The organism is Flintibacter sp. (assembly GCF_046973065.1).
Genome location: NZ_JBKVXZ010000025.1, coordinates 1 through 21,866 on the forward strand (window position 1 = coordinate 1; position 21,866 = coordinate 21,866).

The following is a 21,866-nucleotide window of genomic DNA, read 5'->3' on the forward strand; positions in this document are numbered from 1 at the left end:
TACAGTGGACAGGTCGTCATTTTTGGACGATAGCACGACGGATTCTGCTGTGTTTCTTATAAAAATTAAACAAAACAAGGGGGCACATCATAGATTGCATCCCCTTGTTTCCAAATAATTTTCATATTATAATGATAAAATCAATCCACTTTCAGGGATAGAGGAGGGAAACCTGTGGCCTATCGATACCAAATTGGCTTTCTGGGCTATGGTCAGCTTACCCAATTGGCCCAAGAGGTCCTGTCGGAGCTCTCCTGGCCGGATACGGAGATCCAGGTAATGAATTGCACAGCTGATACCCTGCAGGCCTGTGTGGAGCAGGGACGCCGAAATGGGTGTGAGGTATTTGTAGGTGGCGCAGCCAACGCCGCTGAATTTGTCCGGCAGGGACAGGGCCACCTGGTGGAGATCCCTGTGGGAGATCTGGATTACCTGACCGCACTGCACTCCGCGCTGGAGCGGGGGCGCCGCCCAGCCATTGTTTTGTATTATCGCGTCCATCTTCCGGATATGGCTGCCTATGAGCGGCTGTTAGGAGATCCTGCGACCCTTTTGACCTACGAGGATACCCAGGAGCTGGAGGAAAAGATCGCTCAAACCGACTGTGATATAATCATTGGAGCCTCCCACGCCGTAGAGACAGCCGAAAAGCTTGGAAAAGCTGGGATCCTCCTCTATCCCGGGAAACCGAGCATTGCCCAGGCGCTGGAAGACGCCCGCCGACTGGCCCGTCAACTGCATCAGGAGCAGAAAAACCAGACCATTCTCCGCTCCATTGTCAATAACTCCACCTTTGGCGTGATGGTTTGCAATGCCATGGGAGAGGTAATTCTTTTTAACCGGGCAGCCCAGCAGCTCACTGGGTTTTCCGGCCGGGACGTTCGGGGACGGCACATCGATCAGATTTTCCCGACCCTGAAAACCTCCCGCTTTCTGGCGGGTACACAAGAGCAGCAGGACGGATACCATCTTATTCAGGATACGATGTTCCGCTGTGTGCAGACCAAAATACAGCTGCGGGAGGAGTCCCTTGGGGTTTTGACCACCTTTTACATGGATACCCGCAGCCGGAAGCGAAATTTGCCCGTCAGTCTGCCGGAGTCCAAGGCCCAGGCTACCTTTGCGGATTGGATGGCCTGCTGTGCCGGATTGGATGGCTGTACCCGTCAGGCGCTGCAGTATGCACACGTTCCCCTGAGCTTGACCATTTTGGGTGAGGAAGGAAGTGGCCGGGAGTGGCTGGCTCAGTGTATTCATAATGCGGCCTTCGGGGAAAACAGCCCCTATGTGCGCATCAATTTTGCTGCCTTTTCCAGCCAGGATGCAGGCCGGCTGCTGCTTGGGATGGAACAGGATGGCCGTACCGTGGAGAGCATGCTGGAATTTGCTCAACAGGGTACCGTCGTACTGGAGCACCTGGATCAGGCCCAGCCCCAGGCGCTTTCCTGCCTGATGGATGTGATGCGCCATCAGAGGATCAAACACCTGGGTGGACAGATGGCGATCCCGCTCCGTGTCCGGTTTATCACCCTGGCCACCCCGGAGGAAGCTCAGCACTTCTCCCCTGCCCTGCGAGAACTGTGTGGGATCCTGACCTTGACCTTGCCGCCTCTTCGGGAGCACCCCGCAGATATTCCCGCCCTGTTCATGCGGTATCTGAGACAATATACCGAGCGGGCTGAACAAGTTCCCCGCCTTTCCAGCCGCATGGAACAGCTGCTGTCCTTCTACCACTGGCCGGGCAACCTGGAGGAACTGTCCGCTGTTTGTCAGCGCTACCTGTATGCCCTCAGTATGGAGCCAAGCAGCACGGTGAATACCCGCTGCCGTCTGCTGACCAACGCCATTGGAGAGCAGGCACTGTTTCAGTCCCTGCTGCTGCAATACCCCGCACTCTCTCCCGGAGCGGCGGAGAATCCCGGTCAATTTCAAGCCGGCGTGGCCGCAGCCAAAGAAATTCTGGGCTATGGCAATGCTGCCTTGGCAGAAAAGCTGGGCTTGAGCCGGACCACCCTTTGGCGGAAATTGTCTTCCGGATCGTCTTCTTGAGCAGGAATCACTCAATTCTAAAAGAGAAACAGTGAATTTAACCCACAGTTACTTTTTTGACCGATTCATATAACTACCGCGCTATTGTTCCTCTTCCCTGCCTCTGTTATGATGGAGATACAAGAGAAAGGGAGGTAGAACGATGAAGCTTGGCGAGATCATCCTGGAGAAGCGAAAGACCCTCTCCCTGACCCAGGAACAGCTGGCCGACTATCTGGGCGTGTCGGCTCCGGCGGTCCATAAGTGGGAAAAAGGAGTTTCCCATAGTTAAAGATACCACAAACCCACGCTTATAATATTTCTCTAAGATGGAAATGTCTTTTTGCTGTCATGACAGAGTTCTAAAGTAATTCACACCAATGCCTTATTGATAGTTCAATCCAATATTGTTTTTCTCATCTATTTCACAAGCCGGATGCTGTTTGAAACAGACATTCGGCTTGTTTTATTTGTATCTATCTTTATTTGATCTTAATACGTTTAGGCAATCTCTTATTATTTTATAGTATTCCGCATGGTACGATATAAACACTCATGTATACCACAGACCGATATTGTAGGAGAAGATACATATGGAGAAGATACAACAGACAAGGTCAGGTGTCGAGATAGGTGAGGAAGGTACGCACCTTGCTGGAAAGCTAAAAATCTTTTTTGGCTATGCAGCGGGTGTAGGCAAGACCTATGCCATGCTCGAGGCAGCCCATCAGGCGCAAAAAGAGGGCATGGATGTTGTGGTGGGCTATGTGGAGCCCCATGCCAGACCAGATACATTGGCGCTCTTGGATGGGCTGGAGAGTTTACCTTGCAAAGAGATTGACTATCGCGGAATTAAACTGAAAGAGTTTGATCTGGATCGAGCGCTGCAGAGGAAACCACAACTCATTCTGGTAGACGAATTGGCCCACAATAATGCCCAGGGGTGCCGACACACAAAGCGGTATCAGGATGTGGAAGAACTGCTCCAGGCTGGGATCAACGTCTATACCACAGTGAATGTGCAGCATTTGGAGTCGCTCAACGATTTGGTGTCCTCCATCACAGGCATTGCCGTCAATGAGCGAATCCCGGATCATGTTTTTGACCGGGCCAATCAGGTTGAACTGGTGGATATTGAGCCGGACGAGTTGGTGAAACGCCTCCAGATGGGAAAAGTGTACCGGGAGCGCCAGGCAAAACAGGCCCTCCAACACTTTTTTACCACCGAAAATTTGGCTGCCCTGCGTGAGATCGCTATGCGGCGTACTGCGGATCAGCTGAACCGCGCGGCGCTGCAGGAAGGTAAGGAAAAGAGCGCGAAAGCCGGGGAACACATTTTGATCTGTCTTTCGTCTGCACCTTCCAATGCGAAAGTGATCCGAACCGCTGCACGAATGGCGGAAGCCTTTCACAGCGGTTTTACAGCGCTCTTTGTGCAGACACCGGAAACAAAAGAATTATCCGGCGAAAACCTGAAGCGCCTGCGTAGTAATCTGCGTCTCGCGGAGCAGCTGGGCGCACAGATTTCTACGGTATATGGAACGGAACCCGCCGTACAGATTGCGGAATATGCCCGTGTCAGCGGCGTGACAAAAATCGTTATGGGGCGCATCAACCATAAGCAAAACCCGATTACAGGGAAAAAGAGTCTGGCGGATCGCCTGATTGAACTGACAGATCTGGATGTATACATTATTCCGGATCACCAACCGCTGTATAAAAAGCCTCTTGGAAAGCTTCATGTTTCCAAAGCACGCTTTACATGGAAAGACACAGGCATTATGCTGGCCTCTCTGCTGCTTTCCTCCCTTGCGGGATTTGGCTTTTATTACGCTGGATTCAGCGAATCAAACATCATTACGGTTTACATTTTGGGAGTTCTTATTACGGCGGTTTGGACAAATGGTCACTTTTATGGCGCCATTGATTCTCTCCTCAGTGTTGCCGCTTTCAATTTTCTTTTTACAGAACCTCGTTTTACCTTTCAAGCCAACGATCCCAGCTACCCTGTTACATTTCTCATTATGCTTTTCTCCAGCGTGATTGCAAGCTCATTGGCCAGCCGCGTAAAAGCACAGGCCCGTTTGGCGGCACAAAAAAGCTACTATACGGAACTGCTTTTGGGAAGCAGTCAAAAACTGCAAAAAGGGCGGACCGAATGGGATTGCCTTCGGTTGACTGCGGAACAATTAAATCGGCTTTTTGACCGACCTGTTCTCTATGCTCTAAGTGGAACGGAAAAGGAATTGGCGTTTCGGGTAGAACCGTCCGATGAACAGAATATTTTGATGGAATTGGGCCCCGAAGAAATCGGGGTGGCCAAGTGGGTACAAAGAAACAACAAGCACGCAGGTGCAACCACAAACACACTGCCGGACTCTAAATGGCTTTTCCTGTCTGTCCGGGGAACGCAGGGAGTAATGGGGATTGTTGGAATTCCCATTGCAGGTTATTCCATCCCGGACGCATTCGAAAAAAACCTTATGATTGCCATATTAAGTGAATGCGGTCTCAGCCAGGAACGTATCCGGCTGCAGGAAGAACGAAATAAAGCAGCGCTTCAGACACAAAAAGAGCGGCTGCAAGCTAATTTGCTTCGAGCAGTCTCTCATGATTTACGTACACCGCTCACAAACATCAGCGGCAGTGCCGATATGCTGATGCAAGAAGAGTCTGCACTTGATCCGGCAATCAGGAAAAAGCTGTACACGGCAATTTATGACGATACAAACTGGCTGATTAACATGACAGAAAATCTGTTGGTAGCCACTCATCTGGAAACAAATAAGGAATCCTTCAAAATGAGTCCGGAACTGATCGAAGATCTTTTCCAGAGTGTAGTTGCACATCTGGATCGCAGAGCTGCAGAACATCACATATCTGTCCATTTGGAAGATGCCACACTCATGGCTGCTATGAACGCAAGACTGATTCAGCGCGTCATCATCAATATTATGAACAACGCAATTCAGTACACGCCTAAGGAATCAAATATTGAACTGAGTGCCATAAAGAAAGGAAATGTTGTGCAGATAAGCGTCACCGATGATGGCCCGGGAATTCCGAATGATGCAAAAAGGCACTTGTTTGATTTGTTCTACACTGCCGGGCAAGGGAAAGCGGATTGTCAAAGAGGTCTGGGGCTTGGGCTCAATCTATGCCAATCTATTGTCGCCATGCATGGGGGAAAAATAGATGTACTGGACCATATGCCAGCCGGGACTATATTCCAGTTTACACTCCCCTTGGTTTCTGCTGAGGAAGTGAAATATTAATCTCCTGTTAATATCCCGTCATCTTCCTTAATCCCTACTTATTACAGAGTGCGGTATTCTATGAACGCAAAACAGATGTTGTGTGTTTTGCTTGCCTGTCAATTGCGAAATCTTATGGCAGAGTATATGCTGCTTCGCATGGCTATGATCGGCGTCATCATCGGAATGTTTGCGCTGACGATCACTGCCAGGAAAATGGCGCATGTGGCATGGCATCATTTATTTCAACGAAAGGAGCCCCGAGTATGATGGATTGCTTTATGGTAGGAACCCTGTTGGCCGGTTTTGGCCTTGTCTGGATGCTGGTGAATTGGTGCCAGCGGCAAGTCGATTCTCAGGAATAATGGAGAGTAGGAGTTGAACAGTATGATTTTGCTCGGAATTATTGTTTTGCTGCTGGGCGGATATCTGGTATACGCCTTGGCGCATCCGGAGCGATTTTAATGTCGAGGACACAGTATAGGAGGAGTTTCATATGTTACAGCTGGTTCTGACATTGATCATTTATTTGATCCTTGTCATTCCGGTGGGGCGGTATCTGTATCATATTGCCGCTGGAAAACACACCTTTGCCGACCCTGTATTTGATCGAGTAGACGGGGCAATTTATAAGTTGGGCGGGGTAGATCCCCACAAGGGTATGAACTGGAAACAGTACGCCATGGCCCTGATCGGCACCAACGCAGTGATGATCGCCATCGGCTACTTGATTCTCCGTCTCCAGAGCATCCCCCTCCTGAATCCCAATGGGATCGAGGAAATGGAACCTACTCTGGCCTTCAATACCATCATCAGTTTTATGACCAACACCAACCTGCAGCACTACTCTGGTGAAAGCGGATTGAGCTATCTTTCTCAAATGCTGGTCATCATCTTTATGATGTTTGTTTCGGCAGCCAGCGGCTATGCCGCCTGTGTGGCCTTTATCCGCGGCCTGGCAGGAAAAACGAAGGACAATGTGGGAAACTTTTTTGCCGATCTGGTTCGCATCACCACCCGTGTACTGCTGCCCTTCTCTCTGGTAGGCGGACTGCTGCTGGTATGGCAGGGTGTGCCGCAGAACTTTTCGGAGAATGTGGTGGTGCAAACCCTGGAAGGTACATACCAGGTCTTGGCTATGGGTCCCGTAGCGGCACTTGAAATCATTAAGCACCTGGGTACCAATGGCGGCGGATTTTTTGGCGCCAATTCCACCACGCCCATGGAGAACCCTACCATCCTGTCCAACCTGATTGAGCTGTATTCCATGATGCTGCTGCCCGGCGCCTGCGTCATTACCTTTGGAAAAATGGTGGGAGAAGGTCGTCGCCAGCATCAGAAGGGCAAGACTCCGGAAAATGCTCTGCCTGCTCATCAGGAAGGAATCACCGCCCGGCTGCTGGGCAAAGAAGGCCGAAGCATCTTTTTGGCCATGGGAATTTTGTTCCTGGTAGGCCTGAGCCTTTGCTACTGGGCGGAATTGCAGGGCAACCCCGCACTGGCTGACATCGGCCTGAGCCAGGCCCAGGGCAGCATGGAAGGTAAGGAGGTCCGTTTCGGCATTGAACAGTCGGCTCTGTTCACCACGGTGACAACCTCCTTTACCACTGGTACCGTCAATAATATGCACGATACGTTAACACCTCTTGGCGGCATGGTCCCCCTGCTGCATATGATGCTCAACTGTGTCTTCGGCGGCAAGGGTGTTGGCCTGATGAATATGATTTTGTACGCCATCCTGGCGGTGTTCATCTGCGGTCTAATGGTAGGGCGTACTCCCGAATATCTTGGTAAGAAGATTGAGGGACGTGAGATGAAGCTTACCGCATTGGCCATCATTATCCACCCGTTGCTGATTCTGGCTTTCTCTGCTCTGGCGGTGGCGACGGCCGCCGGTCAGGCAGGCATTACCAATCCCGGATTCCACGGCTTGAGCCAGGTGCTGTATGAATACGCCTCCTCTGCAGCGAATAACGGATCCGGATTTGAAGGGCTGGCAGATAATACCTACTTCTGGAACATTACCACCGGTATTGTCATGTTCCTGGGGCGGTATCTGCCCATCGTGATTCAATTGGCCATTGCAGGCTCGCTGATGAAGAAGAACTATGTTAACGAGTCTGCTGGCACGCTGCGGACCAGTACCGTAAGTTTTGCTGTGATTCTTGTGTTCGTGGTGTATATCTTTGCTGCGCTGACATTCTTCCCGGCGCTGGCGCTGGGCCCCATTGCTGAACATCTGACCCTTTGGGGCTAAGGAGGATTTTCGTAATATGAGTAAGAAACAAAATAAAAAGCTGCTGACCCCGGAGATCCTGAAACAGGCTCTCATCGGTTCGGTAAAAAAGCTGGACCCCCGATATATGATCAAGAATCCGGTCATGTTCGTCGTGGAAATCGGCTTCCTGATCACGCTGCTGCTGACGATTGTGCCGGGGCTGTTTGGTGAGGGCGATACCGGCCTGCGTACTTACAATTTGATCGTTTCCATTATTCTGCTGGTGACGGTGCTGTTTGCTAACTTCGCGGAGTCTGTGGCAGAGGGGCGGGGCAAGGCGCAGGCTGCCAGCCTGAAGAAAACCCAGAAGGACACCGAAGCCCATTTGCTGGACCAGGACGGTAACGAAACCATCGTTTCTTCCAGCGAGCTGAAAAAGGGCGATGTTGTTATGGTAGTGGCCGGTGAGGTCATCCCCGGCGACGGCGAGGTGATTGAGGGCATTGCGTCAGTGGATGAATCGGCGATCACCGGCGAGTCCGCCCCCGTGGTCCGTGAGAGTGGCGGCGACTTCTGCTCCGTTACCGGCGGTACCACCGTGGTATCCGACTGGCTGAAAATCCGCATCACCTCTGATCCCGGCAACAGCTTTCTGGATCGGATGATCGCTCTGGTGGAAGGGGCCTCCCGGAAAAAAACGCCCAATGAAATTGCGTTGAGTACGCTCCTGGTTTCCCTGACCATCATTTTCCTGATTGTTATTGTCACCTTGTATCCCATCGGTATGTATTGTGGGGTTCAGCTGCCGCTATCCACCCTGATTGCCCTGATGGTTTGCCTGATCCCCACCACCATCGGCGGTCTGCTCTCCGCCATCGGCATTGCCGGTATGGACCGCGTGACCCGCTTCAATGTGATTGCTATGTCCGGTAAGGCGGTGGAAGCCTGCGGCGATGTGGACACCATGATTCTGGATAAGACCGGTACCATTACATTCGGCAACCGCCTGGCCGCTGATTTCTTCCCCGTGGAGGGTGCAAGCCGTGGCGATCTGATTCGCTGTGCGGCTCTGACCAGCCTTCATGATGAAACTCCTGAGGGTAAATCCATTCTGGAACTGGCACGCCGTCTGGGAGACAACAGTGAGGAAATCCCCGGTTCTTCCTTTATGGAATTTACCGCCCAGACCCGCATGAGCGGCGTGGATCTTCCCGATGGCACTAAGGTTCGCAAAGGCGCCTCGGACGCTATTGAGCAATACGTTACGTCTCAGGGCGGAACGGTTCCGGCCGATCTGCATGTTCATGTAGAAAAGGTTTCTTCCCTAGGTGGCACCCCTCTGGTTGTATGCCAAAATAAGCAGGTGCTTGGCGTTATTTATCTGAAAGACACTGTAAAGCCCGGCATGGCAGAGCGTTTTGAGCGCCTGCGGGCCATCGGCATCAAGACCATCATGTGTACCGGCGACAACCCCTTGACTGCAGCCACCATCGCCAAGGAGGCCGGGGTGGACGGCTTTATTGCCGAGTGCAAGCCGGAGGACAAGATCAGCGTTATCAAAAAGGAGCAGGCGGAGGGAAAGATCGTTGCCATGACCGGCGACGGTACCAACGACGCGCCCGCCCTTGCCCAGGCAAATGTGGGCCTTGCCATGAACTCCGGCACCACCGCGGCCAAGGAAGCCGCCAACATGGTGGATCTGGACTCCGACCCCACCAAGATCCTGGAGGTGGTGGAGATCGGCAAGCAGCTGCTCATCACCCGCGGCTCTCTCACCACCTTCTCGATTGCAAACGATATCGCAAAGTATTTTGCGATCATTCCCGCTATGTTTATGGCGGCCATCCCGCAGCTGGGTGTTCTGAATATCATGCACCTGAGTACACAAAACAGTGCCATCCTGTCTGCATTGATTTTTAATGCGATCATCATTCCCTGCCTGATTCCTCTGGCGATGAAAGGCGTCAAGTACCGCCCCATGTCTTCCGGGAAAATGTTGGCTCGGAATATGATGATCTATGGTCTGGGCGGCGTTGTCACTCCATTCATCGGAATCAAAATCATTGACATGATCATTGCTCCCGTACTGACGGCAATGGGCATCTGAGGAGGTCCCTTACTATGAACGAAACAGCAAACAAGAACGCATTCTTTCACGGTCTGCGTCAATCTTTGGTGGTAACATTAATATTGTTGCTGCTCTGTGGTTTTGTATTTCCTGTATTGCTCACCGGCATTTCCGCGTTGATTTTCCCCAGCCAAGCCAGTGGCAACCTGGTCTATGCAGACGGCCAGGCTGTGGGGGCAGCAAATGTAGGACAGGATTTCACTGAGCCCTATTTCATGAAGGGTCGTCCTTCGGCTTACAATTATAACACCTATTATAAAGATGAACAGGGCAACCAATACTACAACGATGGCAGTGCGTTTGCCGGGCTCAGTTCCGGTTCCAACAATTATGCCCCCTCCAATCCTGCCCTGACGGAACGGGTTGAGGCCGACATCGAGGCGTTCCTGGAAGCAAACCCGGACGTGAAACGGGAGGATATTCCTGCTGATCTGATGACGGCTTCCGGTTCCGGACTGGACCCGCACATTACACCTGAGTCCGCCCGCATTCAGATTCCCGCGCTGGCAGCAGCCTCCGGACTGAGTGAGGAAAAGTTGGAACAGATTGTGGCGGATAACACAGAGGGTAAGCTGCTGGGTATTTTCGGGGAAGAAACCGTCAATGTTCTCGGCGTGAACCTGGACATTGCCAAGGCGATGGGCCTTGTGGTGGATGCGTCCAAGTAAGTGCCCTCCCCGCTGGTTTTCGATAACGGAGGCACACTATGCAATTCCATTATGACAAAACGCTAAAGCAGAAAATCAAAGCAATGACCCAGATTGCAGATGAAACTCCGGCGTGGCTGACGATATGCCTGGCAAAGTCCTTAAAGGAATGGCTTGGTCAATCGTGCAGAGTATCCTATCAAGATGGGAAGCCGCAGCTTCAATTGGGGTATGAAGTCCTGTCCGTGCCGGTTTTGGAGTTTGCACAGACATTCGCTCCCCTGGCCTGCAAAGTCAATCCCATATGGCCTGTTCAGATTTTTGGAATGGCGGAGAACCGCGAATTGATTGAACTTTCATTTTCTGAAATGGGCGGTGGGTACATTGTGCAGCAACACAATATTTCCGGAATCTGGTGTGACAATTTTCAGGATATCTATTTATGTATCCAGTTTCCTGATCCTTTGTCGGCTGATTGTATGTACCAGCTTTTATGCGCAGCGGTACATGATGCGTATGTGGTTGCTTTTGACTGGAGATTTGCCGATTTTCTGAACCAGCAGAGGCTGTTTACGGCGGATCGCACCTTGTCCTACTGCTATGTTTCGTTGAATAGCAACTCGGCGCAGGAGAACCCTGCTGCCTGCTTGTCCGGGCTGCAACCGCAGCAAAAGGAAAACTTATGGCGTCTGTTTTTAGAAAAGCATCTGGTTCCGCCTGAATTTGAATGGCTCCGGGATGCATTGCTGCAGGACGGTGTCCCAAACTGGATCGAATGGCATTTGGCGCTCTATCGGACTTTGGAGCAGTTGGGCATCCGATTTCTCTGCAGCGGAGGTCAGTTTGAGCTTATGGACAGCGCGGGGAAACGCCTCTATTTCAGCGTGGATCACACCAATGCCGCAGAACATGTGCTGATGAAGATCCTCTTCCCGCTGAATCAATAAGTTCATCTTCCTATGCCATGCAAAAGGCCGCCGATCTGCCTGTACAGTTCAGGCAGACCGGCGGCCTTTTATCTGTTCTTAATTCCATATGTGCAATCCTTTTCCCGGTTTTAGTTTCTGCGCGCTATCATAATGCCATAAGGAGGAGACAGATATGTTTGCGTTAAAGTTAAAAAAGCGTGTCTCTCGTTTTGAAAACCATGTTGACGCCGCCATGGAAAAGTTTCTTTTCCATCACAGGTTGTTGGGGTTTTTGCTCATCTTCATTGGAATGCCTCTTGTCACCTTGGCAGCAGTTTGTGTATGTACAACAATTATTACTTTTCCAATCGCTTTCATGTTTGGCTGGATATGAGACGGGTTTGCGGTTCAAGAAAGTGTTAAATATGAATATTGCCAAAATTATGATTCCCAAGATTTGCACTGTTGTTTTACATGAGCGCAGCACGATCCGGCAGGGATTAGAAGTCTTAGCACATTGCCATTATACGGCCATTCCAGTATTGGACACCGAGGAGCATTATATCGGAAGCGTTACGGAAGGAGATTTTCTCAGACATATCTTGAAAACCGGTACAACAGATATGAAGGAACAGGAGAAGTATTCTGTTAGAGACATTTTACGGCGCGACTTTTGCCCGGCGCTTTCTATTGAGGCGGAGTTTGATGTCGTGGTGGATGCCTCGCTTCGACAAAATTTTGTCCCGGTTGTTGATAGCAGAAACGCACTTTGTGGAATCGTCACTCGCCGTAGACTGATTGCAGAGATTGCGGCTTCTAAAAAGTAGTTTCCAATAAGAGGAGTGACTTGTGCCTTAATACCGTCTTAATATGCGTCCTAATACATTAACACCTCCTTTAAACCAGATATGGATAATGGGGGTATAAAGAAATAATAAAGGCGTATTAAGAGGTGGAGGCTTATGTGGCAGTTTTTACATAAAAACAATAAGTCCCCTTTCCGGGTTATCATATTGGGATTTTTTCTGGTCATATTAATGGGAAGTTTCCTTCTTATGCTTCCAGTATCAACACAAGAGGGAACCAGTACCTCGTTTTTGGATGCTCTGTTTACTTCCACATCCGCTGTCTGTGTAACAGGATTGGTGATACATGATACAGCTACTTACTGGTCGAATTTTGGACAATTTATCATTATTTTGCTGATACAAATAGGCGGACTTGGTGTCGTGACGGTGGCAGGCGCCTTTGCCATTCTCTCGGGGCGAAAAATCGGACTCATGCAGCGAAGTACCATGCAGGAAGCAATTGCAGCCCCCAATGTGGGAGGCATTGTTCGTCTGACCCAGTTTATTCTAAAGACAGCCCTGATAGTCGAATTATTAGGAGCCGCGCTTCTTTTTCCTGTGTTTTACCAAGAGTTTGGACTTATTAAGGGTGCTTGGTATGCTTTATTCCACTCCATATCCGCTTTTTGTAATGCAGGGTTTGATCTGATGGGAATGAAAGCTCCTTTTTCCTCCTTGACGGATTATGCAAGGAACCCAATCGTTTCCCTTGTGATTGCGCTTTTGATCGTGGTGGGAGGAATTGGCTTTCTGACCTGGGAGGATATTCGCACCAATCGGCTGAATCTCCGAAAATACCGGATGCAGAGCAAAGTGATTCTCACCGTGACCGGCATCTTAATCCTGCTTCCAACAATCTATTTTTTCTTTTTTGAGTTTGAGGATGCGCCTATCGGAGAGCGATTTCTTTTATCGATTTTTCAGGCCGTCACGCCTAGAACCGCCGGCTTCAACACGGCGGATCTCACGGCCATGAGCGAAACCGGGCAGTCGATGATTACGATTCTAATGCTGATCGGCGGTTCTCCGGGATCTACTGCTGGAGGTATGAAAACCACCACTTTGGCAGTCTTATTGGCGAGTGCTTTCGCAGTTTTTCGTCGTAGAGAGAATCCGCACTTTTTCAATCGGCGTGTGCCAAATGAAACAGTGACTCAGGCGGCCACGATTATGATGATGTACCTGATTCTGTTTTTAACTGGCGGGCTGATCATCAGCAGGTTAGAGAATCTGCCTGTCCTTACCTGCCTTTTTGAGACAGCCTCTGCCATAGGAACGGTAGGTCTTTCGTTGGGGATTACTCCGCAGTTGGGGTGGATATCACAGCTCATTCTAATTGTACTGATGTTTTTTGGTCGGGTTGGCGGACTTACATTAATATTTGCAGCCCTCTCCAACATACAGGGCAACAGTGCTCGACTCCCTCAGGAACGAATTACAGTAGGGTAAAGAAATAAATATGGAGGACTTATGAAAACAATTTTGTTGATTGGCTTAGGCCGTTTTGGCCGCCACATTGCGATGAAGCTAAACGAACTGAATCATCAGGTTATGGCGATAGACAAAGATGAGGAACGAGTCAATGCAGTTCTTCCCTTTGTGACCAATGCCCAGATTGGGGATAGCACCAGTGAAGAATTCCTTTCTGCTATTGGTGTGCGAAATTTTGATGTTTGTATTGTTGCAATTGGAGATAATTTTCAAAGTTCCTTAGAAACTGCATCCTTATTAAAGGAATTAGGGGCAAAAAAAGTGGTGGCAAGAGCCGCGCGGGATGTACAGGCAAAGTTTTTGCTCCGCAATGGTGCCGATGAAGTTGTATATCCGGAAAAGCAGATGGCAATTTGGAGTGCGATCCGTTATAGTTCCGATCATATTTACGACTATATTGCTCTGGGTGATGACCACGCAATCTTTGAAATTGAAGTCCCTAATAACTGGGTTGGAAAGACGATCGGACAATTGGACGTGCGGAAACGCTACCATGTCAACATCCTGGCAATTAAGCAGAGCGGAAAATTCGCTATGACGGTCATCACCCCGGATATATGTTTGCCGGAAAACAGCACGATCCTGGTTTTGGGAACACAGCGTGATATCCAGAAGTGCTTCCATATATGAGTACAGTACCCTTACGGCCCCCAAGAAGGAGAGATAGAAATGGAAGACGTCGTTTTACTGGGTGGTTTTGCTGCAATTGCAATATTTTTGTATTACATGATGGGAAAATTGGATCATTTTCTGGATAAGGTCCGGCAGGAGAACGAAGAACAGGCGCAAACAACCTGTTTCAATATTGCGACCTCGTGCGTTAACATCATACCGGCTGTTTCAAATATTCTGAAAGATATCAATCATTTGTATCCTGATGTACATTGCAATCTATCTGTTGGCAGTGAACAGGAAGTTATGAAGTCCTTTGATTGCGGAGATGCCGATGTGGTAATTATATCCGCCGATTCCGATGTAGAAAGTGCAAGACTGGCACGGTGGAAATGCATTACTCTAAATCCGCAATCCTTTTCCATAGACAATGGAATTGTTGACGTGAAAACTATTGAGAAAAATCCTCAGCATCAAAAAGTTCTGTGGAAAGGCAGCGATAACCAATCTTTGGTGCTGCATTTTATTCACCAACTCTGCGGCCAGAGGGCGTAAATTTATGCTATAATACATTTGCTTGGAAGGAGGGTTCATAATGAATACAGTCACACTGCCTGAGCAACTTACAGAGAAGAAACAAGGAAAACTCACTATTTTTTCCAGCTACTTTACTGGTGCTGGCAAAAGTTATTCTATGTTGGAGAGCGCTGAACAGGCAAGACAAGCGGGGCTGGATGTAGTCATTGGCTTACTCTCCTGCGAGCAGTGGCCTCAAACTCAATTTTTGGCTGAAAAGTTTGAGGTATTGCCTTATAAAACAATAATCCGGGCCGGGCGGACTGATTATGAAATGGATTTGGATGCCTGTCTGAAAAGAGCGCCGGATTTGATTTTGGTTGATGATTTATCTCACTTGAACATGGATGTTTCGCGCCATATGAAACGCTATCAGGATATAGCGGAATTGTTGAAAGCAGGCGTGGATGTTTATACAACACTGAATGTTCAGCACATTGAGAGCATCCAGGATACCGTTTTTTCCATACTGGGGTCTTCTGTATCAGAGCGTATTCCAGACCGTGTGTTTGATCAGGCAGACCAGGTGGAGTTTATAGATATCGAGCCGGAAAGACTGCAGCAGCGTCTGCTTCAGCAGAAGAAGGGAGAGCTGCTTTCCGACTGCACATTGTCACAATTAAGCGCACTGCGGGAGATTGGTTTGCGCCGTTGTGCAGACAGAGCAGCTTTATATACCCAAGGTTACCAGAGTAAAATGGAATACCGCACTCGTGAGCACATTCTGGTGTGTCTTTCTTCTGCTCCTTCTAATGAGAAAATTATACGCACAGCAGCACGGATGGCAAGTGCTTTCCGTTGCGGATTTACTGCACTATTTGTAGAAACAAAGGCATTTCAGTGGATGCCTCAGACGGATAAAGAACGCCTCCAGACCAATATTCATCTGGCGCAGCAATTGGGGGCATCCATCGAAACAGTTTATGGCGATGATGTTGCGTATCAGATTGCCGAATTTTCACGTCTGTCAGGGGTCACAAAAATTGTGCTTGGCCGCAGCGGGATTCCGCATCATATGTTGTTCCGGAAGCCATCTTTAACTGAGCGGCTAATCGAACTTATTCCGGAACTTGACATTCACATCATTCCCGATAATGGATTGAATGGTCGGTTTGCTGCTAAACATCGAGAAATCATGCGTCTGCCGACCTTGTCAATTCTTGATTTGTTAAAAAGCGCACTGCTCCTTATTTTAGCTACGGTTATAGGATTTTTGTTTTATCATTTGGGCTTTACGGAGGCTAATATTATTACGCTTTATATTTTGGGCGTTATGCTGGTTTCCATATCCACAAAGAGTTCTGTCTGTAGTTTTATCGCTTCCTTCGTCAGTGTGCTTACCTTCAATTTCTTTTTTACGGAACCCAGATTTTCTCTGCATGCTTATGACAGCGGATACCCGGTTACGTTTCTTGTCATGTTTCTGGCCTCCCTGCTTACAGGCTCTTTAGCATCCAAACTGAAGTCCCATGCCAAACGATCTGCTCAGATAGCATGGCGTACAAAGCTTCTTTTTGAAACCAATCAGAATCTTCAAAAGGCTCGAACGGAGGAAGAAATTATCTCGGTAACGGCAAAACAGTTATTAAAAATATTCCAACGAGATATCATTGCATACCGCATAAAGGAAGAAAAACCTGTGATGCCGGAAATCTTTCTTGCGGACAGTACGGCTTCTCCGGAGCGTTACACCTCTGAAAAGGAGCGTGAGGTAGCGCAGTGGGTGATAACAAACAATAAGCGGGCTGGTGCAGGAACAGAAAACCTTTCCGATTCCTGTTGCACCTATCTATCGGTACGGACGGGAAAGCAGATTTATGGGGTCGTGGGCATTGCCGCATCGGATAAGCCACTGGACTCCTTTGAAACAAGTATTCTTCTTTCTGTTTTAGGCGAATCTGCACTTGCCCTTGAAAACCAGAAGAATTTAGAGGAAAAAGAAGCTGCTGCGGTTTTGGCCAAAAATGAACAGCTTCGCGCCAATCTGCTTCGATCGATTTCTCATGATTTACGTACTCCGCTTACTTCTATTTCGGGAAACGCCAGCAATCTGCTCTCCAATGGGGATTTGTTTGACGCAAAGACCAAGGAACAGATGTATACCGATATCTATGATGACGCCATGTGGCTCATTAACCTGGTGGAAAATCTGCTGTCTGTCAGTCGGTTGGAAGAAGGACGGATGAACCTGCATGTATCTACGGAGTTGATGGATGAGGTGGTTGCAGAGGCCCTGCGTCATATTAACCGGAAGAGTGCGGAGTATCACCTGAAGGTGCAAAACAGTGAGGAATACCTTTTGGCGCAGATTGACGCAAAACTCATCGTTCAGGTTATTATCAATCTGGTGGATAATGCCATCAAGTACACTCCGCCAGGGTCCGAAATTGACATTGGGTGGAAACAAAAAGGAAGCTACATCTATATTTCCGTTGCAGATAACGGACCGGGAATCTCTGACAAAGACAAACCGCATATTTTTGATATGTTTTACAGTGCGTCCAATCAGATTGCGGATAGCCGCCGCAGCATGGGATTGGGTTTGGCATTGTGTAAATCCATTGTCAATGCACATGGAGGAGAAATCATGGTCACCGATCATTTGCCTCATGGATCCATTTTTACATTTTCTGTACCAGCCGGGGAGGTAGAACTGCATGAATAAACCTTTGATCTTAGTGGTTGAGGACGATACACCCGTTCGCAACTTAATTACTACAACATTAAAAGCCCATGATTACCGCTTTTTGACTGCGGCAAACGGAGAATCAGCTATTCTGGAGGCTTCCTCCCACAATCCGGAAATCATTTTGCTGGATTTGGGACTGCCGGACATGGATGGCGTGGAAGTCATCCACAAAGTTCGTTCCTGGTCCAATATGCCCATTATTGTAATCAGCGCCCGGAGTGAGGATACGGATAAAATTGATGCGCTGGATGCTGGTGCCGATGATTATCTGACCAAGCCCTTTTCTGTGGAAGAATTGCTTGCAAGACTGCGCGTGACACAGCGGCGCTTAGCCGCACTGCAGATTGGTTCTATCAATACAGATGCGGTTTTTACAAATGGCAAGTTAAAAGTGGATTACGCAGCTGGCTGTGCTTTTTTGGATGGGCAAGAGCTTCACTTAACCCCCAGTGAATACAAACTGCTGTGCCTACTTTGTAAAAATGTGGGCAAGGTGCTGACCCATACTTTCATTACCCAGCAGATTTGGGGAAGAAGCTGGGAAAATGATGTTGCCTCACTTCGCGTATTTATGGCTACCCTGCGTAAGAAATTGGAAAAAGAGCCGGGTTCTCCGCAATATATCCAGACCCATATCGGAGTCGGGTATCGCATGATGCGAGTAGAGCCATAAGAAACGTTAACTGATATAGAGGTTGGAAACAAACCTTTTGGAGAGTATAATCCAGAGGTATATAGTTTTCTATTATAACGCTAATATTCTAATGAAATGCTATATTATGCTGCCTGTTGTTTGAAATAATCAGGGCGCAAATACTATCATGGGAATGTGTTGTGAAAGGAATGCTCCTATGTGCTGAAATATATAATGAATTATTCTTTTGGCAAAAATGTTGCTCTCTGTGGTATCCCATTCCGCCAACCGGATGATCTCCGCTGTTCCGGCCTCAAAATCAAATGAAATCTCGCCCCATTCGCCGTCGTTGTCCACCTGGTAGAGGTAGACAGCGGCGGCGATTTTCTTTTTGCGTTTGGTCTGGGATTTTCGTTTCAGGCGAATCATGTGAAGCACTCCTGCTTCTGTCAGCAGACAGGCTAAGCGCTCCACGGCTTTGTGATAGGCCCGTTCTGCACCGCTGGCTGTGCTGCCCTCAAAGAGGATTGCCAGTTCTTCAAAGGTCAGCCGGATGCTGAGTGGGCTGACCCGCCCACAAGTCATACAGATGGCGTTTCTCTTTTCCAAAAGGGTCTGCTCCCGGTAATTCAGCTTTTCAAATGCCTCTCGGACAGCTTCAGCCTGGATGCCGTTCCATAGAATCTCCGCATAGTCCCAATGGTTATCCCGGCTGACATCCTCGCCGGTTTCTTCGCTGTCCTCGTCCTGTACGGTTTGGTAAAACGGAACACGGCTTCGGTTTTGCTTGGCCAACGCCAAAAACTTCGCTGCGGTTTCACTTGAGCAGTTATGTTTCTGGGCATATTTCTGGATCGCCGCCTGTTCAGATTGTCCGGATTGATTGTAGAGCCATGCAATCCCACGCACAGCTTTGTACTCATCCACATTTTCAAAGGAACCGGCCTCCTCCTGCATTCGGCAGGTCAAAAGAGCGTTCCCGATAAAATGATGGGCATAGGTCAGAAAATCCGCCCCTTGTGCTGGATTGTATCCCCTGAGACAATCCAGCATGGCAAGTACACAGCCCATTTTGTAGTCCAAAAAGCGTTCCGGGTCATAGCGATCCAGCCCCTCCCGCAGCAGGAAACGGCGAATACGGCCATTGAGCCGATTTTCATAGCAGTGCAGGAAAAATGAGAACCAGCGCAATTCACGGCTCCGCACAGCCTCAATGATGTAGTCGTTCATATTTTCCAGAACAGGCGGTTCCGGGTCAAGCTGAAAGATGCGTTCCACTTCCCGCATGGTCAAGCCCTTAGATTCCGTCAGAAAGCTGTATTTGGCACAGTGGGCGGACAGCTCCCAGGTCCACGCTGTATCCATTTTCCCTCACCACCTTTCGGATGTGATATTTTGTGAGCGTAAGGAGTGGATAGGAATTGAAGAAAGGAGTTCAGCATGAGAAGAAAAAAAGATAGAAGCAATGGCATTACTGCTCTGTATGAAAGACTGTCTCGTGATGACGATAATGCTGGCGAGAGTAATAGTATCGTTCATCAAAAGCAAATGCTTGAAGATTATGCTATAAAACATGGCTTTACGAATCTTGTTCATTTTACCGATGATGGTTGGAGTGGAGCAACTTTTGACAGACCTTCATGGAACAGACTTGTTGAAGGTGTTAAAAACGGAGAAATCACTGCCTGTATCTGCAAGGATATGTCCAGAATTGGCAGAGATCATCTGCAAGTAGGTTTTTTCACTGACATTCTGTTTAGAGAAAAGGAAGTTCGATTTATAGCAATCAATAATGGTATTGACAGTGACCGTCAAGAAACCAGTGAGTTTGCCCCTTTTCTGAATATCATGAATGAGTGGTTTGTCAGGGACACAAGTAAGAAAATTAAAGCTGTACTGAAATCCAGGGGTTCTTCCGGCAATGCGCATACAAGTAATATCCCACCATACGGCTATTTGAAAGACCCCGAAAACCCCGACCATTGGATTATTGATGAAGAAGCTGCTGAAGTAGTCCGCAGAATTTATCGTATGACTATTGAGGGAAAAGGACCTTATCAGATAGCAAGAGAACTTTCAGAAGAAAAAATAGAAAGACCGTCTTATTATCTTGGGAAAAAGGGACTTGGAAATCATGCAAGCAACTATGACAAAGAAAATCCGTATATGTGGCGAGGAAATCAGGTTACTACTCTGATTGCCCGACCAGAGTATATTGGAAAGACTGTCAACTTCAGGACATTCAAAAATTCCTATAAGGACAAAAAGACGAAAAGGGCAGACAAGGAAGATTGGGTGGTTTTTGATGATACACAAGAGCCTATTGTCGATGAAGAAACATGGCTGCTTGCTCAAAAGTTAAGGCAGAATGTAAGAAAAGCCGATCCTATGGGCGAGCCTAATGTTCTGACCGGAAAGATTTACTGTGCTGACTGTGGTGCGCCGATGTATAATCACAGGCAACGAAAAGGGCGTGAAAGAATATACTATACTACCAAAGGCGAAAAGCGGATAAGCCATTCAAATCCGGCAGATTGTTATGAATGTTCCACTTATAATCTTGCTTATCAGAAGTATGACCGGCATTGTACTTGCCACCATATTTCAACAAAAGCACTTAAAAGCATCATTCTGAAAACCATACAAGAGACTTGCCATTATGTTTCTTTGAATGAGCAGGAGTTTGTCTATTCTTTGCAAGAAGAATCGGCGATGAAAGATATTGCTGTTTCTGAAACTGTAAAAAACCGCATTGAAAGAAATCAGAAGCGAGTTCACGAACTGGATATGCTTATCAGGAAAATCTATGAAGATAATGTAATTGGAAGATTGCCGGACAGGCTTTTTCAGAGTATGCTTACTGATTATGAAAATGAGCAGAACGAGCTAAACAAGATTATTGAGACTGACACCGCTGATATGCAACGGATTATAGGCGGTCAAAATAATGTGGAGCGTTTTCTAAAGCTGGTTAAAAAATATGAGAACATTACAGAGCTTACTCCTGCCATGATAAATGAATTTATAGACAAAATACTGGTTCACGAGCCACAGGGAAAAGGTGCAGACCGCACCACAGAGGTGGAGATATATCTTAACTATGTCGGGCAATTTCAAGTACCTGTGGAGCAGCATGAACCAACAGAGGAAGAAAGGATTGCTGCTGAAAAAGAGGCGGAACGACTTCGCAGAAAACGAGAATCCAATCGTAAATATATGAAAAAGATTCGTGAGAAATCAAAAAAATTTGCGGAGCATGAGCGTATAGCAGAAGAAAAAAGTTCTGATAGCAAGCTGTGTGCTGAACAGAACGCCACAAGCAAATTAAATCGGCAAAAAGTGAAAGGAGAAAAAATAGCATGACAGAATTGAAACCACGAATCCATGATGAAAGCAACGGTCTGGACTATGTTCTTGTGGGTGATTACTATGTGCTGGACTTGAAGCTTCCGGAGGAACGCCGCCCTATCGGTATGTGGGGCAGACTGCACAGGATATATTTGGAGCAGTACCGCCCTGCAAGGTTCTCTGCCCTCTGTTTATCCGGCGAACTGCATACTCACCTTGCTGACCTGAACGAACAGGCAACGGAAAGGTGCAGCCTTATCATTGAGCAGATGAAACAAGCCGAGGGTGTGACCGAAACCATGAAAGCAGACAATCAGATGTTGTGGGTACAGTCCATGAACTCTATCCGTAACCGAGCCGAAGAAATCATCAGACAGGAAATGATTTACTGCTGATTTTATCAAGTCCAAAACCAACAATTTTATATCATCAACGAAGCGACAGGTATTTCCTTATGAAGTGTCTGTCGCTTTTCATTTATCAAA

General features: G+C 48.1%; 18 protein-coding genes. 17 read left to right on the forward strand and 1 reads right to left on the reverse strand.

Annotated features, from left to right (window positions below):
- Nucleotides 1-174 precede the first annotated feature (174 nt).
- The 15 genes from ACLTXB_RS10135 (at nucleotide 175) to ACLTXB_RS10205 (ending at nucleotide 18,072) form a co-directional block, all read left to right on the forward strand.
- A complete protein-coding gene (locus ACLTXB_RS10135) occupies nucleotides 175-2,049 on the forward strand; it encodes a PrpR N-terminal domain-containing protein (RefSeq protein WP_428226900.1) in 1,875 nt (624 codons plus the stop codon).
- A gap of 142 nt (nucleotides 2,050-2,191) precedes the next feature.
- Nucleotides 2,192-2,320, forward strand: coding sequence for a helix-turn-helix domain-containing protein (locus ACLTXB_RS10140; RefSeq protein ID WP_428226901.1), 129 nt, complete (start codon nucleotides 2,192-2,194; stop codon nucleotides 2,318-2,320).
- Nucleotides 2,321-2,621: 301 nt separating this feature from the next.
- Nucleotides 2,622-5,303 (forward strand): DUF4118 domain-containing protein, encoded by a 2,682-nt coding sequence (locus ACLTXB_RS10145; RefSeq protein WP_428226902.1) that lies wholly within the window; start codon nucleotides 2,622-2,624, stop codon nucleotides 5,301-5,303.
- Nucleotides 5,304-5,669: 366 nt separating this feature from the next.
- Nucleotides 5,670-5,747 (forward strand): K(+)-transporting ATPase subunit F, encoded by a 78-nt coding sequence (gene kdpF / locus ACLTXB_RS10150; RefSeq protein ID WP_154658714.1) that lies wholly within the window; start codon nucleotides 5,670-5,672, stop codon nucleotides 5,745-5,747.
- Nucleotides 5,748-5,778: 31 nt separating this feature from the next.
- Complete coding sequence (locus tag ACLTXB_RS10155; RefSeq protein ID WP_428226903.1) at nucleotides 5,779-7,539, forward strand: potassium-transporting ATPase subunit KdpA; 1,761 nt, start codon at nucleotides 5,779-5,781, stop codon at nucleotides 7,537-7,539.
- Nucleotides 7,540-7,555: 16 nt separating this feature from the next.
- Nucleotides 7,556-9,607 (forward strand): potassium-transporting ATPase subunit KdpB, encoded by a 2,052-nt coding sequence (gene kdpB, locus ACLTXB_RS10160; RefSeq protein ID WP_428226904.1) that lies wholly within the window; start codon nucleotides 7,556-7,558, stop codon nucleotides 9,605-9,607.
- A 14-nt stretch (nucleotides 9,608-9,621) separates the two neighbouring features.
- Entirely contained in the window at nucleotides 9,622-10,296 is a 675-nt protein-coding gene (kdpC, locus tag ACLTXB_RS10165) for a potassium-transporting ATPase subunit KdpC (RefSeq protein ID WP_428226905.1), read from the forward strand.
- Nucleotides 10,297-10,334: 38 nt separating this feature from the next.
- Entirely contained in the window at nucleotides 10,335-11,222 is an 888-nt protein-coding gene (locus tag ACLTXB_RS10170; protein ID WP_428226906.1) for a hypothetical protein, read from the forward strand.
- A 154-nt stretch (nucleotides 11,223-11,376) separates the two neighbouring features.
- Nucleotides 11,377-11,577, forward strand: coding sequence for a hypothetical protein (locus tag ACLTXB_RS10175; RefSeq protein WP_428226907.1), 201 nt, complete (start codon nucleotides 11,377-11,379; stop codon nucleotides 11,575-11,577).
- Between the two features lie 31 nt (nucleotides 11,578-11,608).
- A complete protein-coding gene (locus ACLTXB_RS10180; protein WP_428226908.1) occupies nucleotides 11,609-12,010 on the forward strand; it encodes a CBS domain-containing protein in 402 nt (133 codons plus the stop codon).
- Nucleotides 12,011-12,145: 135 nt separating this feature from the next.
- Nucleotides 12,146-13,480, forward strand: a complete 1,335-nt coding sequence (locus ACLTXB_RS10185; RefSeq protein WP_428226909.1) for a TrkH family potassium uptake protein — start codon at nucleotides 12,146-12,148, stop codon at nucleotides 13,478-13,480.
- Nucleotides 13,481-13,501: 21 nt separating this feature from the next.
- Nucleotides 13,502-14,152 carry a potassium channel family protein gene (locus ACLTXB_RS10190; RefSeq protein ID WP_031472029.1) on the forward strand — a complete coding sequence of 217 codons (651 nt, stop codon included), beginning with the start codon at nucleotides 13,502-13,504 and terminating at the stop codon, nucleotides 14,150-14,152.
- A gap of 39 nt (nucleotides 14,153-14,191) precedes the next feature.
- Complete coding sequence (locus ACLTXB_RS10195; protein WP_428226910.1) at nucleotides 14,192-14,689, forward strand: hypothetical protein; 498 nt, start codon at nucleotides 14,192-14,194, stop codon at nucleotides 14,687-14,689.
- 40 nt (nucleotides 14,690-14,729) lie between these two features.
- On the forward strand, nucleotides 14,730-17,375 hold the full coding sequence (locus ACLTXB_RS10200; protein WP_428226911.1) for a DUF4118 domain-containing protein: 2,646 nt from the start codon (nucleotides 14,730-14,732) through the stop codon (nucleotides 17,373-17,375).
- Nucleotides 17,368-18,072: a response regulator gene (locus ACLTXB_RS10205; protein WP_031472034.1), complete on the forward strand. Its 705-nt coding sequence runs from the start codon at nucleotides 17,368-17,370 to the stop codon at nucleotides 18,070-18,072. The genes ACLTXB_RS10200 and ACLTXB_RS10205 overlap by 8 nt, the downstream gene beginning before the upstream one ends.
- Nucleotides 18,073-18,201: 129 nt before the next feature.
- On the opposite strand, the gene ACLTXB_RS10210 is transcribed toward ACLTXB_RS10205, so the two are convergent.
- A complete protein-coding gene (locus ACLTXB_RS10210) occupies nucleotides 18,202-19,320 on the reverse strand; it encodes a hypothetical protein (RefSeq protein ID WP_428226912.1) in 1,119 nt (372 codons plus the stop codon).
- Between the two features lie 153 nt (nucleotides 19,321-19,473).
- Between ACLTXB_RS10210 and ACLTXB_RS10215 the strand changes: the two genes are divergently transcribed.
- Together ACLTXB_RS10215 and ACLTXB_RS10220 are read left to right on the forward strand one after the other, a co-directional pair.
- A complete protein-coding gene (locus tag ACLTXB_RS10215) occupies nucleotides 19,474-21,396 on the forward strand; it encodes a recombinase family protein (RefSeq protein ID WP_428226913.1) in 1,923 nt (640 codons plus the stop codon).
- Nucleotides 21,393-21,776, forward strand: a complete 384-nt coding sequence (locus tag ACLTXB_RS10220) for a TnpV protein (protein ID WP_428226036.1) — start codon at nucleotides 21,393-21,395, stop codon at nucleotides 21,774-21,776. Before ACLTXB_RS10215 ends, ACLTXB_RS10220 begins: the two co-directional genes overlap by 4 nt.
- The last annotated feature ends 90 nt before the right edge of the window (nucleotides 21,777-21,866 follow it).